Source organism: Bacteroides sp. Phil13, assembly GCF_001940965.1.
GTDB lineage: Bacteria > Bacteroidota > Bacteroidia > Bacteroidales > Bacteroidaceae > Bacteroides > Bacteroides intestinalis.
Genome location: NZ_MSHA01000094.1, coordinates 1 through 15,293, shown reverse-complemented (window position 1 = coordinate 15,293; position 15,293 = coordinate 1). Strand labels below are relative to the sequence as shown.

Genomic DNA, 15,293 nt, shown 5'->3' with positions numbered 1-15,293 from the left:
GGGCAATGGTGAGTGAATTTTCCAGCAACTATCCTTTCCATCGAAAAGGACGAAGAACCCACACAATCTGTGGTAAAAGCCCTGAAAGTAAGGGATGGTAGCCCGCTGGATGTCCCTTTAATGCTCTTTTCGTGGGATAAAACAGCCGGAATGCACCTTTACAAAGGAGAAAAGCCACGAGAGGAAAAAGAGAAACGCAAAGAAAAGGAACTGGTCGGGGTTGCCCGTGACGTGTTTGGCAGACAGGAACATATAACCTATATAGATTTGTGCGAGCAGATACAACAGATTTTGGATGTCAAGGAACGGACAGCTAAAAGTTATATCCGCTTTATGCGGGAACGAGACATTATCATCAAAGACCCGTCCAACCAAAGTTATTTTATGATTGGTTTAATTTAATCAGACAGCCTTATGTATATAGACAGAGAAGATTTTACCGCATGGATGGAACGTATCATGGATAGGTTCGATATGCAGGACAAGAAGATAGACAAAGTTATAAAAGGTCGTAACTGTTTGGATGGGGAAGAACTGCTGGATAATCAGGACTTGTGCCTGCTGTTAAAAGTAGCCCCCCGAACACTGACCCGTTACCGGAAAAAGGGAATACTCCCTTTCCTTATGCTGGATGGCAGGTGTTATTACCGTGCAACGGACGTACACAAGTTAATTCGGGAGAAAACCGATTAATTTTTTCTTTTCTAATGGTTTTCAATCCTGTTTTGTCGTAAGATAAGGCAGGATTTCTTGTTTTGTATATAGGAGTTTTCAGGGATTTGGCTAACTTTGCAAAAGTTACATAGAAGATAATGGCGATTGAACAGTAACCTGTGATGTTGCCTTTATATATATCATATTCGTTCGCCGAATATCTCACTACGAAAACTGGCACTTTTCAAAATGACGAGATTTTCAGCGCAATGTCTATGCTATGTTTTAACATAGCGTGGGCTTGCCTGTTTCGTCATTTAGGTATGCCAGTACCTCGTAGTGGAGCAGTGTGAGTTCACGCTTCTTTTTTGAGATACTGGCGGACAGTTTGAATAAAGATTATAAACGGGTCACCCGTAAAAATATAAACTGTTTAATGCCTAACAATATGAAACAAATTAAAGCGCATATCGCTGTGTCTCTCGATGGTTTTATCGCAACATCGGACAATGAACTGGACTGGATTACTTCAAATGTAAAATCGCTTATTGGAAAAGAATACGAAACGGCTACTTGCTTGCTGATGGGAGCTAATACTTATACCTATTTATTTGAGCATTGGGGTGGATGGTTATATAAAAGTAAACGTACTTTTGTAGTTTCCCACCACGATGCAAATGTTACGCCGGATTGTGGAGTGGAATTTCTTATAGATGCTCCACTTCGGAAAGTACATGAAATGAAAAGTGATAATGATATGCTGTTAGTCGGTGGTGGTAAACTTTTGACTACACTTATTCAAGCGGGACTGCTGGATAGTCTGACCCTTTACACTATTCCTGTTATGCTTGGTAAAGGTATCAGTTTCATAGGTGAAACTTTTGGCTCAAATTGGTATTTGGAGAGTTCTAAAATTATAGATAACAATATTTTGTTATCCTCATATAAATATGTGAATGCAAGATGATAAAAAGGGAGAGTATAGAACATTGAAGTTCTATACTTTCTTCTGTTTTTCCGTTTTTTGACGGTGTTCTAAAATTTCATCGGAATGTTCCAAAGCCCATTGAATAATACCATCTAAGGGCGACATTAAACTTTTTCCAAGCGATGTAAGACTGTATTCCACTTTTGGTGGTATTTCCGGGTACAGTTTACGATTCACTAACTTATCGGCTTCTAATTTCTTTAATGCTGTAGCCAGCATCTTTTGTGACACATTCGGAGTGTTTCTTAATAGCTCATTGAAGCGCAAGGTTCCCTTCTGATGCAGAAGAAACAATATGCGTAACGACCATTTATCACCGAAACGGTCAATTATTCCACAGGCAGGACAAATAGCTTCTCTATAATGAGTATCATCCATCTTTTTTTCTTATTTAATTCATTATCAATCAATAATAGTTACCTCTACGTTACTATCTTACTTAATGGTAAGTTCTTTTTTTATACTAAGTATCTTAGTAACTTTGTTCGCACAAAAGTAACTAAATATATTGAATATACAAAGTTTTCGGTCTTTCTAAATATTTAGCAAAGACTGAAACTTATAAAAATTAAGAGTATGGAAATAGAGAAAATGCACTTTGACGGTCAAATTTGGCGACCACCCTATGAAGCAAGTTCGCAACTGTTACAGGTAACAGCAGGATGTACATATCATAAATGCAAATTTTGTAGCCTGTATCATGGAACTAAGTTTAGATTATCCCCTGTTTCGGAAGTTGAATCAGACTTGAAAATAATTCAGGAATACCAGCCTAAGGCAAGACGTGTCTTTCTGACTGGTGCCAATCCTTTTGCTTTGAGCTATAACAGATTGTTGGATTTGGGGTTATTGATTCGGAAGTATCTCCCTTATTGCGAAACAATAGGAACATTTTCCCGCATAGCAGACATTAAATCGAAGAGTGTAGAAGAACTGAAGAACTTGCGTCATTTAAAGTTTGACAGTATTAGTATTGGCACGGAATCGGGAGATGATGAAACCTTGTCAAGAATGAATAAGGGTAATACGGCAGCAGATATATTGGAACAGTGCAGAAAGCTGGAAGAAGCCAATATTCGTTATAATTTGGTTTATCTGACAGGGCTTGCGGGAAAGGGGAAAGGACAGCAGAATGCAATCCATACGGCTGAAATATTTAATCAGCTACATCCTTTTACTATAAACTTCGTTTCTTTGACCGTATTTCCCGAATCGGAACTTTATCAGGAAATACAAGAGGGCAAATTTATTGAGGCATCGGAGCAGGAACGTCTGTTGGAGTTGAGAACCTTTATTTCTGCCCTTAGCATAAGGACAACTTTATTGGGAAATACAGTTTCAAATACAATACCTTTTGTAGGTATGATTCCCGATGATAAAGTCCGAATATTGAATGAACTGGATGCTGCAATCCGTCAAAGCAGTGAAATAGAATTAAAGCAGTATAGAAACGGTATAAGGTCATTATAAAAGCAGAGAGAAACGGGGGTAATTTCCCTGTTTCTCTCTTTCTATGGCATGATGACGTTATAATATAGTTACTATCTCATCAATGCTCTTGCGGGCTGTTGGATTGTGCTTTGAATCCGCTGGATAACCTATAGGAATTATTGCAACCGGGTGAATATTAGCAGATAATCCCAAGCTATGTTTGCATTCATCTATATCGAAATTGCAAACCCAACAAGTTCCTAACCCTTGTTCCGCTGCTGCCAAACAGATATGTTCCGTAGTGATAGCAGCATCAATATCTGCATGATTTTTATTATCATACTGACGTGTCCATGCAACCGAATCATTTGCACATACAATGATATATAGGGGGGCTTCCGCAAACCATTTGGCAGAGTAAACCTTTTGCAGCTTTTTTTTCTGCAATTCACTGTTTATCACTATAAATTGCCACGGCTGTTTGTTTACGGCAGACGGTGCATACCGGGCGCATTCAAGAATATAATCCAACTTTTCTTTCTCTACTTCTTGGGAAGTATAGCTTCTTACGGAATAACGCTTTTTTGTTAATTCTAAAAAATCCATGATGTATAATATTAATTGAGTTAAAAAATAAATCGCTATGTCTTATAACTGTATTATTTGTCCTGTACTGATATAATTTATTTTTTCGTCAGCAATACCTTTCAATATTCCATAGGCTTCTTCACCAGTACAATGGCAAGTATAAAATGTTGTATTTCGGCATAAAAACGTATTTGCAATATTTTTAATTAGGTTTATGTTTTCAGTTCTTTTCTTCAATGGGTCATAAAGATGAAAACCTGATATGCAATATTTCATTTCCTGTTTTGCAATATCTTCGGCTCTATTTAGAATATTGACTATTCCATTGTGAGCACAACAGCTGAATAAAGTTTTATAATTGCTTTCGGTTATAATCAAATATTGTTCATGCTTAAATGTATCATGCTCATACGTCCCATTTTGTTTGACGAATAGACTATTGTTTGCTGTAGGTAAATAACGATGTTCCTCTATATTGGAAAATATTTGCAATTCTTCATCTATTACATACTCATCCTCGATAAGAATAATTCTTGGATTATCTTTTAATTTTCTATCGAGACCAACGTACCATTTCATACCTAAGATATTAGCATAATATTCCTCAAAAGCGTATCGACTAATGTATATGTTCGCTTTGGCATTATTTTCTAAAAAATACTTCAAAGCTCCCCCGTGGTCATTGTGCCCGTGAGAAATAATCACAGAATCAATGTCCGAAATATCCACATCTAATTTGACTGCATTCCCCAAAAACAAACTATTTGAACCTAAATCAAATAGCAGTTTATGCTTTTTTGTTTCAATATACAAGCATAGTCCGTGTTTACTTTTATAGTCTTTGGATATGCTTGTATTTTCAACCAATGCTATTACTCTCATTTCATTTGTTCTATTTTGAAACCAGCTTTGCTAATCAGTTCTACTATTTCACCTGCTGCCAACTTATCGGACGTTACAGTCAGGGGACGATTGGAATCGGAAAAATCCAAATTCCATTCTTCTCTGTTCATTTTATCTTGCAATATTTCTTCTATTTTAGCAAGACAGCCCATACATTTGGCATTTGTTTTAAAAGTCATTGTTTCCATTTTAATTGATTATTAAGTTATTCTTTTTCTTTTTAAACGCAAGCTGTTTAACACCACAGATACAGAACTGAATGCCATTGCGGCACTTGCCCACATCGGATTTAAAAGAAATCCGTTTACTGAATAAAATATGCCTGCCGCAATCGGAATACCAATTAAGTTATAAATAAACGCCCAAAACAAATTCTGATAAATTGTTTTTATCGTCAATTGCGACAGCCGGATGGTTTCCGGTATTTTCAGTAAATCGGATGAGAGTATGGTCGCCATTGCCGTATCTACAGCAATATCACTGCCTTGCCCCATTGCTATGCTTAAATCCGCTTGTGCTAAAGCCGCACTATCATTAATTCCGTCACCTACCATGCCTACTTTTTTCCCATTCGCTTGCAATTCTTTTATGAATTGAGCTTTCTCGTTCGGCAATACTCCGGCTTTATAATGGTTTATTCCTACCTTTCGAGATATGGCTTGTGCTGAAATTGCATTATCTCCTGTCAGCATATACACTTCAACACCCATTTTCTGTAGTTGTGATATGGCTTGTGCCGAAGTTTGTTTAATTTCATCGGTAAGGGCTATAGCTGCAATAGCTTGTGTGGAATCAGCAAACCATACCAATGTTTTAGCTTCCTGTGTCCATTTGTTTGCCAATTCCTGCAAATGACTGGCTATCGTAATATGGTTATCATTCAATAATGACAGGTTGCCTGCGTAATAAGTCTGACTGCCTACTATACCTTTTACACCTTTTCCCGGAACGTTTTCAAACTTATCAATGGAAATCTCTTTTTCATTCTGCAAAGTATTGACTACGGCATCCGAAAGAGGATGTTCCGATAGCTTCTCTAAACTGTACAGTATTTTTCGGCTATGTTCAAAGCCGTTTTCCCATAGGCTTTCGACGACTACCGGATGCCCTGCTGTGATAGTCCCTGTTTTATCAAGAATTATCGTATCTATCTTTTGGGCAATCTCCAAGCTTTGGGCATCTTTAATTAAAATCCCTTTTTCAGCACCTTTTCCAATGCCTACCATGATGGCAGTGGGAGTAGCCAAGCCTAATGCACAAGGGCAGGCAATTATCAATACAGTGACCATTGCCAACAATCCATTGGTGAAGCCGTTCGTTGGTGCTAAAAATATCCATGCAATAAAAGCTATAATTGAAATACTAATAATAGCCGGGACAAAGAATCTGGCTATTCTATCCACTAACTTTTGAACGGGAGCTTTGCTGCCTTGCGCATCCTGCACCATGCGGATGATTTGTGCCAGCATCGTGTCAGAACCTATTTTATCGGCAATAAACCGGAATGTCCCCTTTTGATTGATGGTTCCGGCAAATATCTTTTCGCCGGATTGCTTGTGCATGGGAACAGGCTCGCCATTCAACATACTTTCATCCACGTATGATTCTCCTGTAACAACCACGCCATCTACTGCAATGCGTTCTCCGGGTTTAACAAGAATTGTATCACCTTTTTGTACGGCTGTTATCGGAACGGTACGTTCATCAGAATCTACGATAATAATTACCGTCTTAGGTTGCAGCCCGATTAACTTTTTTATGGCAGATGAAGTATTTTGTTTAGCACGCTCTTCGAGTAACCGTCCCAATAAGATAAATGCAATGATAACACTTGCCGCTTCAAAATAAATATGCGGTTCAATCCCTCTTGACAACCAAAAATCAGGAAACAACAGATTAAAAACACTGAATGTATAGGCTATTCCGGTACTAACAGCTACAAGGGTGTCCATATTGGAAGTGCCATGCTTTAATTGCCGCCACGCATTGATATAAAACTCACGTCCCAAACCGAAAACCACAGGCGTGGCGAGAATCCAAAGTACATATTTTAAAGAGGATATATCTTCAAAAAACATACTGATAATCATAATTGGGAGAGATAACAGCAGGGCTGCCACTGTACGCCTTTTTATCTTCCGGTATCTTGTCAAGCGAATTTCTTCCGCTTTATCGGCTACGTCTTCGCCGGTATCAACCAGTAAATCATATCCTGCATCTTGTACGGCAGATTGCAGTGTTGCATCGGAACATACTTCCGGATTATATTCTACCTGTGCTACCGCAGTCGCATAATTCACTGTTGCTTGATATACTCCCGGCAAACCATTTAATGTTTTATCCACACGAGCCGCACATGAAGCGCAACTCATACCCAAAACCGGATATGTATTTTTTATGTTCTTACCTTTTCCCATATTGATGATTTTTATATGCTGCAAAGGTAGGATGCTTTTATCTTCCGGCTCTTACATAATTATGGATATGACTTATATCTTTCAGACTTCATCCAAAGGTTTCAACTTGTGTCCTTTTAAACGCTTGAACTGGCTTGGAGAAATACCAGTCATATTGCGGAATTGCGTACTTAAATGTGCTGCGCTTGAGTAATTAAGCTTATCGGCAATTTCGCTAATGGATAATTCATCATATACCAACAGTTCCTTTATACGTTCTATTTTCTGGATGATGTAGTATCTTTCTATACTTATGCCATTCACTTCGGAAAACAACTTGCTAAGGAAACTGTAATCGTGATGGCACTTATCCGTAAGATAATCAGACAGGTTTGTCTTGGACGAATTATCGTTATAATGCACTAATTCAATCACCGCAACTTTTATTTGTTCGATAATCCGCATCCGTTTATCATCTATCAACTCAAATCCGTATGCTTCAAGAACAGGCTTTATGGTAGCACGTTCCTCTGCATTTATCGGTTCTTGCAAAATAGCTGTCCCCAGTTCAACACTAAGTGGAGTAAACCCCATTCTTTTCAGTGCTTCTGTAACAACCATAATGCAACGGTTACAAACCATATTTTTAATGTGAATAGTATTGTTTTTCATCATATATCCATCGTTTCCGCAAAGTTAATAACAATACACTGCTTATCGTTTGGCAAGCTCTGAATATTCTCAATATTTAAGGCTTGCAATTTATTGATAGCGTTTATTGTTTCTTCATTTTTTGCAAATTTACGAATCGGGTAGTGCAACCTAATTGCAAAGTTGAGTAACCTAAAACTGGAGTATTTATATTAGGATTTTTTTATGCATAGAAAAAGTGGCTATGTTTTTACATAGTAAGATAGCCTGTTAATATTTTGAGATGTTGTATCTTTGTGAAAAAATTAATATAATGGGAAAAGGAGATAGAAAGACTCGTAAAGGAAAAAGATTTGTTGGCTCTAGCAGAAAGAGAACTAAACTTAATTGTTACGGGATAAATAAAAAGGAACAAAAAAAAATAATAGACTACCAGCAAGAAGCCGCTTATGCAATAAAACATAATATTGTTCCATATGGTGATATATTTGATTTTGAAGGTACTCCTAATGAAAAACAATATAAAGTTTTATATCTTTTTTGTAGAGAGAACCTAAATATTCACTACAGAAGAAAAAGTATATCACACACTTCATTCTTGTTTTCCAATGATTTTAGTATAAATGCGAAAGCACGAAAAAAAAACAATCAAAATGTAATCCTTATTAATATTGGACTAATTCAAAACTGCATAGATAAATATTTATATAATTATGCCTTGAATGATTTTATAACATCTAAAGAACCTTATTTAGTTGATAGGTTTGATAGTTCTCTAAGTTATTTGGCATTTCAAATAAATACTCAATTTACTTATTATCATGAATTAGCTCATTTATTTCAATTTTCAACTATTTCGAAAGAACAAGAGTTGCAAGAAATAGGTGGCGATGATAAATTTGATATTATAAAACATAAATTAGAAATTAATGCAGATACATATTCATCTATATGTATTTCAACCCATATATATCAGTATATTAATAAAACTTTTGGTAATGATATTAATCAAGATTTTGCCTCTAAAACAATAACTATATTTGGAGTATGTCTTTTAGAATACATTATAAATTTTACGAGTGAGTATGATTTGTATTTTGATAAATACTCCCATCCTCACCCTTTAATAAGATTGTTGAACATTATCTTAAATATAACTAATCATTTCTCCCAGATTCCTATATGGAGAGAGAAAGGAATTATACTTAATGTAAATTCTCTTTTTAGAGATATTATTGATTTTCATAAAGAGTTAGAAGACAATAAAGTATTTAAATCAGGTTTTTCAAACTTTATTTCCCAATATATTGTGAATATGGAAAAAATTGTATCATATACCTCTAAGATAATCCATTGGGATAATAGTGAATTTACTGATGCTATGTCTATTTGGAACAAACATGTAGAGACGTTAGATTAACAATTAGGTGTAAGGTGCAAGTATATATCTATATATATAGCTTGCACCTTACACCTAAACTGAAATATTTATATTCAGACATTTGCGTAATTCAAAAGGAAGCTGTATCTTTGAACCGAAGTTTTAGGCAGACAATGAACAGCCAAAGGACGACAGATAAACGTCTTTTTTGAAACCTAAATTGTACCCCCTAAGGCATTGACATATTAATAAAGAGTTGAATTAAAGCGACATAAGGAGATAGGTTCATTACCCTCCCTCTCCGCAACAAATGCTGAAAATCAGCGAATTGCAAAATGAACACCCAATTTTACACCCAAGAATGTAAAATTGGGTGTTTTTGTGTTTTTTAAGAAATACACTCAGCCGTAGTTGAGAGGAAGTGAATTCTTACTCCCAATACTGTCCAGTAAAACTCAGAACTGTGCAAACATTCCGATATATGCAAAATGGTGTCGGAGTAAAATAGAGCATTATTATTGATTGAGTTTATTCAATCGCATAACGATTGAAGTTTGACTTCTACCCATTTTTGTTGCGATATACTTCACGCTCTTGCCCTCACTATGTAGTTTTAGTAAAAATTGGTCTGCTTTTCTTGACCATCTTTTATTAGCGTTGGGGTGTTTCATATAACTTTCTTCCGAAACCTTTTCAGGATGCAAAAACTCATCCACAAATACAGATGGAAAACGCTTGTCATATAGCACAAGTGTTTTCATCTTTGCCCTTGTTATTGCCACATAAAACAATCTACGTTCTTCTCCATAGGGGTATTGGTCACTTTTAGTGAGCACATAGTTAAGCACAGGGTCGTCACTCACAAGAGAAGGGAAGCCATAGGTATCCTTATTGCATTGTAAGAGTATAACATAATCAGCTTCAAGACCTTTCGACTTATGTACGGTCAAAAACTCTATTTTTCGTCCTCTTATCATATAGTAGAATTTATTTCCCTCTTTTATGGATTGATACATAAAGGAAAGGTAATAATCATCAAACGAATAACGCCCCAACAAAAATATAGATTTATCTGATGGTATAGAAGCTATAAGTTGCCCTATCGTATTGCAATAGTCTCGTCTGTCATAAGAATGGAACTCCAACTCTGTTTTTATTTCAGAACTGAACGAGCGTATATTCTTTTGTATTTGGGCGTTATTGTGCAGTATGAAGTGAGAGGACAACGAAACTAAAGGCTCGCCAAATCTGTACGTAGTTTCAATTTTATTTATTTCTGTTGCTCCAAAATATTCGGGAAATTGATTAAAAAGAGCCATATCACTTCCTGAGAAACGATATATAGACTGCCAGTCATCGCCCACACAATACAACTTTGCAGGCGGATTTCCCTCTCGCAATACTTTTAAGAAATTGTAACGGTCAACTGATATGTCTTGGAATTCGTCCACAATGATATAATCATACTCAACAGGATGTGAAGTACGACATATTTCTGTGGCTTGAAGAATCGCATCGGTAAAATCGATTTGGTTACTATCGCTTAATGCACTTATATAACGTTCATATACTGGTTGAAATATGTTCTTGATAATAAAAACACTTCGTTCATCATCTGCATTTTTTGCTTGTTTCAAAACTTCTTTAACTGATTTACAACTTGATTTTACCAATGTTATGAATGTAACTACAAGTCGTATAAACGCCTTTTCTTGCTTACTACCTTTGGGCAAAACCAAATCATATAATTCTTCATCTGTTTTTTCTTGGATTGGCACACCCGCCTCCTCTAACATTTTTTTGAGTTTATCCCTTATGTCAGAATAATGGAAATCAGCACTTGATGTTACTAAAAGCTGAGTGCCAAATTTCTCGTGAGCCGCTTTCTTCCAAGTTATACCATCATTATATTTTTTATTGGCTTCTTCGTATGTTATATTTTTGTCTTTTGCAAACCAAGCAGGGACAAGACTATGTTCATCAACTCCGAAATGTTCCAAATAGATTCGTTTGGTTACTCCCTTTTGTTCGAAGTATATAGAAAAATCGGGGCGATATTGAGAGTGCATTTCATCTGCCAATTGATGTTCGTATGGCTCTTCATATCTGAATTTTACTCCGAGTGATGATAAAACAAAGCATATCTTTTGCTCCTGTTCGCTTCTCACATATATGGCTTTACCGTCCATATCGGGAAACATCGCTTTTAACTGAACATTTTTTTGTTCCGACAACTTTTCTCGCCTTTCATTCTTGCGTTGTTCCCAATCTGCTTCATTGCTTTGGTAATCAATGAAGTATTTTACTACACTGTTCTTAAAATCCTTATTTCCTAATAGCGTGTGATAAATATCTATGAATAAGGCATCTGTATTGTCGCAAATAGAGGGTTTTATACCTGTTGCTCTTCCGATAATATCTATGGCTAATTTATGAAATGTATAACCTCTCAAACCATCAGTAGCCATTCTCTCTGTAAGTTCAGCTGCTGCCTTATTCGTATAACTAATGAGTAAAATTCTATGAGGTGCAATACCTTTTATTTCTGTTAGGTATTTGACTTTTCCAACAATAGAAGAGGTTTTTCCACTACCTGCACTGCTAATCACCAAACAATTGTTTTCTTCTGAAACGATTGAGCGTCTTTGTTGCTTATCCAATGGATATTTCAAACAATGGTCGAAAAAATCTTTATGGGTATTAAGTAAGGAATTTATTACCGTATCATTATGTTGCTTGACAATCTTATTGATATTCCTAAAGTCACGAATTAGCTTTGAGATTGTTACAGATGGAGTGATATTGAAGGCTTCAAGTCTCTTGACTAATGAATGCGCCTCTTGAAAATATGGTATATAATGATTTGTGAAATCCTTTTCTTGCGTTGCAGAGATTATCTTACCTGAAAAAACATTATTAAGGTCGGTCGGAATATCAATAAATGCTCCGTTATTTAATGCCGACAACCTCTCTTTTGCTTGCTCATAATTGGATTTATCGCTATAAGAGGATATGTGGCTTAACTTTTCTGAAAGTTCTTTGGACCTATTTTTTAGGCGTATTCGTATTGTAACTATTGCAATAACAGAAATAGCAACGAGAGAAACCAAAATTATAAGTAAAACCAACTGCATATCAGAGAATGATAACTATTTAAATTTTTCAATCCACCTATAATCATCCCCTTTGGTGCTCCATTGGAATTTCCACATATCACCTGTTCTATCATTTATGAGATAGTATTGATACATGCTTGTCAATGGTTGAATAGAGAATATACATTTTTCGTTATCAGATACTAATTCGTATTTGTTTATAGGTATGCAAAATAGATTATCTAAATCTTGTGTACTATATTGGACTTGCCATAGTCGTCCATTATACGAATCTAATAGTATGAAAGTCCACATATTTTTGGTGGCAAACATCTGAAACCTATTAGTCCAATTTGAAGTTGTTTCTGGATATGCAAGAGAGAAGATGTTGATTGGAGCAGCAAACATATAATCTTCACCTTTTACACTAAATTGAACTTGCCAATTTTTACCTGTATATGTATCAAGCATTATGAAAGTCCACATGTTTTGTGTTTCATAAAGGCAAAACCTACTTTCTTTATCCCCTGATATTTCTCTTGCACTGCAAACAATCCAAGACTGACCATCATCCTGAATTTGCTGTACTTCACCTGTCATCGTATTTAAACGAAGCTGGTTATGGAAGTTCTGAGTCTTGTACATCTTATATACTTGAGCATACGATGTAGAAGCGATTACCATAAAAGCAAGTAATATAAAAAGCTTTTTCATAATCAATTCCGTTTATTGAAAGTTAAATATCCTCTAAATCTTTTTGGATTTTGGTTTCTACATTTTGAGTATCACGATAACGAATTACGACCATACCCTCATAGACGCCAGAAGTCTTTTCTATTGATAATTCTATATCTCCACCTGTTACCTCCCATGCACTGCCCCACACAACTGTCCCTTGATGAACTTCTGCCATTAAAGCGGTATTAGAATCTGAGTGAGCCGGATTCTTTTCTTTTGAGATAGTTGGGTCACCATATTTGCGAGTATATAAATCCTTATAATAACCGTAAGTATTAACAAGTGTATTCCATTCACCACTTGGGTCAAATAACACGGCTACAGCAAATACACTTTTACCATCATCAGTGGCTGTTACGCCTATAGTTGCATTACGACCAGTAAAATCTCCCATAAACAATGCAAGATTGTTTTCACTGCCAATAGATGTAAATCCTTTGTTTTTTAACTTTTGACAGAATTCAGTCATACTTCCCTCAATGGGAATGCCTTTAAAAGTAAGATGTTCCGAACCACTTTGAGCATACGATGTCAAAGTAATTACCATAAATGCGAGCAATACAATAAGTTTCCTCATAATCTGTTGTATTATTTAAATCGTTTATTGCTAACATAATCCAACCAACAAAGAAGCGTGGCACTGCAATGCTACGTCTTAGTTCGGAGGTCCTGAGAAACCCTGTGTACAGATGTAGTGATAGCAGCCCACGCTATAGCGTGAGAACCACTATGCTACCCTTGTACACAATTCAGAAATTTCTCAGGTTTCCGTTCTACAAGATAAGCATAACGCTTCTTCTTTTTTCTTATGTCTTGGAAAGAGTTGCCCCTATCCGAATGCAAAATTAGTTATTTTATTGATATTTTGCATTATATAGAACGGAATTATAGCTTGAATCCTCTGCTTTTTCTTGGCTCTTCCGCTGATTGTCGTAAACCTTGCCGAAGTTTCTCCCATTGTTCCTTGAACCATTCGCCTATTGGCTTCCTGTTTATTGTCAGCACCAATTTATTATCATCAGCCAAACTTTTCTCAACCTTGAAAATATCATTCTTGATTTCAAATCTTCGCCTATGCTCTTCGGAATAGATTTTTCCATTGCATCTGATAGCTTCCTTTTTTGTCAAAAGACTGTTTATCATATCTTTGGTAAATCCGATGGCATAGCATAGTCTTTCCATTCTCAACATTTCTTTGAGCAATGGGAACCAGTTGGACGCCTTTTCAAGAATGGTGTTCAATCGGGATATTTCCTTGTCTTTGGCTTCAATCTCTTGATTATGTATTCCTTGAAGATTACGAATCTGTTTGCCATGCTGTTCCTGCATCTGTTGCATCTGAACTTTTAAATCGTCAATGCTTTTGTTCCGTTTGGCAATCTCCTGATGCAGTTCCACATTGCTATGCTCCAGCTCTTTCAGTTTTCCGCTGCCGAAAAGAGAACCCACTCCGCTTGCTATGGCTGTGGCAGCATCGGTGGCTACACTTTTGAGCTTGTCGGTGCGTATCTCCGATTTTACCTGTTTGAGTTCCTGTTCGGCAAGTTCCACCTGTTGTTCTTTATGCCGCTTTGCAGCATCTATGCGTTGTAGTTCAGCTTTCTGTTTCTCAATAATGAAATCGTTTCGTTCCAAATGTTCTCTGCCAGTAACATTTTTTGATTGCCCACGTTCCATCATTAGAATGTCTGATGCCAAAGTCTGCATTGCTGTCATATCCTCGTCATTGAGTTTGCGGCTCTTTCCGGTTTCGTGATTCATCCAGTCGAATACGATATGTGCATGATAATTCGGCTTGAACCATTTTCCACCCACTTGGAAACTCTCCTTGTCTTCTGCGTCAGGCTTTCCACCCAGCCAATGTCCTTCGTCCTTATGCAGGAAAATTTGGAGTGGCGTGATGCCCCAGCGTCTTTGGCACTCTTTGCCAAATTCACGCACATCTGCCAGTGTGGTTTCCGGTCTGATGAGCAGTACACCCTCACGAATGGGGGAGCATCCCGCCACCTTGATTATTTTTCCATTCTTTCCCTTGCGTTCACGCTCCTTTTCCTGCATGGCACGACCTGTCTTCTCCTTTACCATCCGTTTGATGTTGTCGTAATGTGTTTGTAAGTCCTGATTGCCGAAGTCCGGGTTTATCCACTGCTCGTTGTCGGAGGAGAGTTCGGGAACAACATAGATTCTGGACTCTCCGATGTTACGCATATACTCGGGAGTTCTCCAGTTATGAGGTCCACTGGATGTGACTTTGCAAGGCTTGATATGTATGCTTGATTTTGTTGCCATAATTATTCTGTTTTCATTGTACAATAGATTACCTTGTCCGCTTTCGTAACGGGGTTCTTAGGGGGTAACCCATAAGCGGAGATTGCAAAGAGAGGGTCACTCTTTGCTCGGGGTTCTCAGGGGTGAAACGCCCTGAGTGGGTCATTAGGGCAAAGCCCTAATCCCCTCGGGAGAGCCCA

Annotated in this window: 14 protein-coding genes and 1 pseudogene; 5 read left to right on the top strand and 10 right to left on the bottom strand. The window is 36.9% G+C overall.

The features are described 5' to 3' along the window. Nucleotides 1-24: 24 nt before the first annotated feature. From BWI44_RS18765 to BWI44_RS18755, 3 genes and pseudogenes are all read left to right on the top strand, one after another. Nucleotides 25-402 (top strand): annotated as a pseudogene (locus BWI44_RS18765) (bifunctional DNA primase/helicase); the annotation flags it as partial. Between the two features lie 12 nt (nt 403-414). Beyond that, complete coding sequence (locus BWI44_RS18760; protein ID WP_010803745.1) at nt 415-693, top strand: helix-turn-helix domain-containing protein; 279 nt, start codon at nt 415-417, stop codon at nt 691-693. Between the two features lie 409 nt (nt 694-1,102). Continuing rightward, nucleotides 1,103-1,621: a dihydrofolate reductase family protein gene (locus BWI44_RS18755; RefSeq protein WP_034543458.1), complete on the top strand. Its 519-nt coding sequence runs from the start codon at nt 1,103-1,105 to the stop codon at nt 1,619-1,621. 30 nt (nt 1,622-1,651) lie between these two features. Here BWI44_RS18755 and BWI44_RS18750 read toward each other — a convergent pair whose 3' ends face one another. After that, complete coding sequence (locus BWI44_RS18750; protein WP_004319736.1) at nt 1,652-2,020, bottom strand: winged helix-turn-helix transcriptional regulator; 369 nt, start codon at nt 2,018-2,020, stop codon at nt 1,652-1,654. A gap of 198 nt (nt 2,021-2,218) precedes the next feature. Between BWI44_RS18750 and BWI44_RS18745 the strand changes: the two genes are divergently transcribed. After that, complete coding sequence (locus tag BWI44_RS18745) at nt 2,219-3,112, top strand: radical SAM protein (protein ID WP_021645675.1); 894 nt, start codon at nt 2,219-2,221, stop codon at nt 3,110-3,112. Between the two features lie 57 nt (nt 3,113-3,169). Here BWI44_RS18745 and BWI44_RS18740 read toward each other — a convergent pair whose 3' ends face one another. The 5 genes from BWI44_RS18740 to BWI44_RS18720 form a co-directional block, all read right to left on the bottom strand. Then, nucleotides 3,170-3,679: a nitroreductase family protein gene (locus tag BWI44_RS18740; protein ID WP_021645674.1), complete on the bottom strand. Its 510-nt coding sequence runs from the start codon at nt 3,677-3,679 to the stop codon at nt 3,170-3,172. 42 nt (nt 3,680-3,721) lie between these two features. Further along, the gene (locus BWI44_RS18735) at nt 3,722-4,543 is read right to left on the bottom strand and encodes an MBL fold metallo-hydrolase (RefSeq protein WP_286815937.1); all 822 of its coding nucleotides are present in this window, start codon (nt 4,541-4,543) and stop codon (nt 3,722-3,724) included. Continuing rightward, nucleotides 4,540-4,752: a heavy-metal-associated domain-containing protein gene (locus BWI44_RS18730; RefSeq protein ID WP_057318682.1), complete on the bottom strand. Its 213-nt coding sequence runs from the start codon at nt 4,750-4,752 to the stop codon at nt 4,540-4,542. Before BWI44_RS18730 ends, BWI44_RS18735 begins: the two co-directional genes overlap by 4 nt. A 12-nt stretch (nt 4,753-4,764) precedes the next feature. After that, a complete protein-coding gene (locus BWI44_RS18725) occupies nt 4,765-6,981 on the bottom strand; it encodes a heavy metal translocating P-type ATPase (RefSeq protein ID WP_117904544.1) in 2,217 nt (738 codons plus the stop codon). Between the two features lie 81 nt (nt 6,982-7,062). After that, nucleotides 7,063-7,635, bottom strand: coding sequence for a helix-turn-helix transcriptional regulator (locus BWI44_RS18720; protein ID WP_229105993.1), 573 nt, complete (start codon nt 7,633-7,635; stop codon nt 7,063-7,065). 289 nt (nt 7,636-7,924) lie between these two features. Here BWI44_RS18720 and BWI44_RS18715 point away from each other — a divergent pair, with 289 nt between their 5' ends. Beyond that, nucleotides 7,925-9,031, top strand: coding sequence for a hypothetical protein (locus tag BWI44_RS18715; RefSeq protein ID WP_057318680.1), 1,107 nt, complete (start codon nt 7,925-7,927; stop codon nt 9,029-9,031). A gap of 476 nt (nt 9,032-9,507) precedes the next feature. Here the strand turns inward: BWI44_RS18715 and BWI44_RS18710 are convergent, their stop codons facing one another. From BWI44_RS18710 to BWI44_RS18695, 4 genes are all read right to left on the bottom strand, one after another. After that, a complete protein-coding gene (locus BWI44_RS18710) occupies nt 9,508-12,126 on the bottom strand; it encodes a UvrD-helicase domain-containing protein (RefSeq protein ID WP_286815921.1) in 2,619 nt (872 codons plus the stop codon). Nucleotides 12,127-12,141: 15 nt separating this feature from the next. After that, nucleotides 12,142-12,801 carry a hypothetical protein gene (locus BWI44_RS18705; RefSeq protein ID WP_286815916.1) on the bottom strand — a complete coding sequence of 220 codons (660 nt, stop codon included), beginning with the start codon at nt 12,799-12,801 and terminating at the stop codon, nt 12,142-12,144. Nucleotides 12,802-12,823: 22 nt separating this feature from the next. After that, nucleotides 12,824-13,402, bottom strand: a complete 579-nt coding sequence (locus BWI44_RS18700) for a hypothetical protein (RefSeq protein WP_286815913.1) — start codon at nt 13,400-13,402, stop codon at nt 12,824-12,826. A gap of 308 nt (nt 13,403-13,710) precedes the next feature. Continuing rightward, entirely contained in the window at nt 13,711-15,114 is a 1,404-nt protein-coding gene (locus BWI44_RS18695; protein ID WP_286815909.1) for a coiled-coil domain-containing protein, read from the bottom strand. Nucleotides 15,115-15,293: the final 179 nt, after the last annotated feature.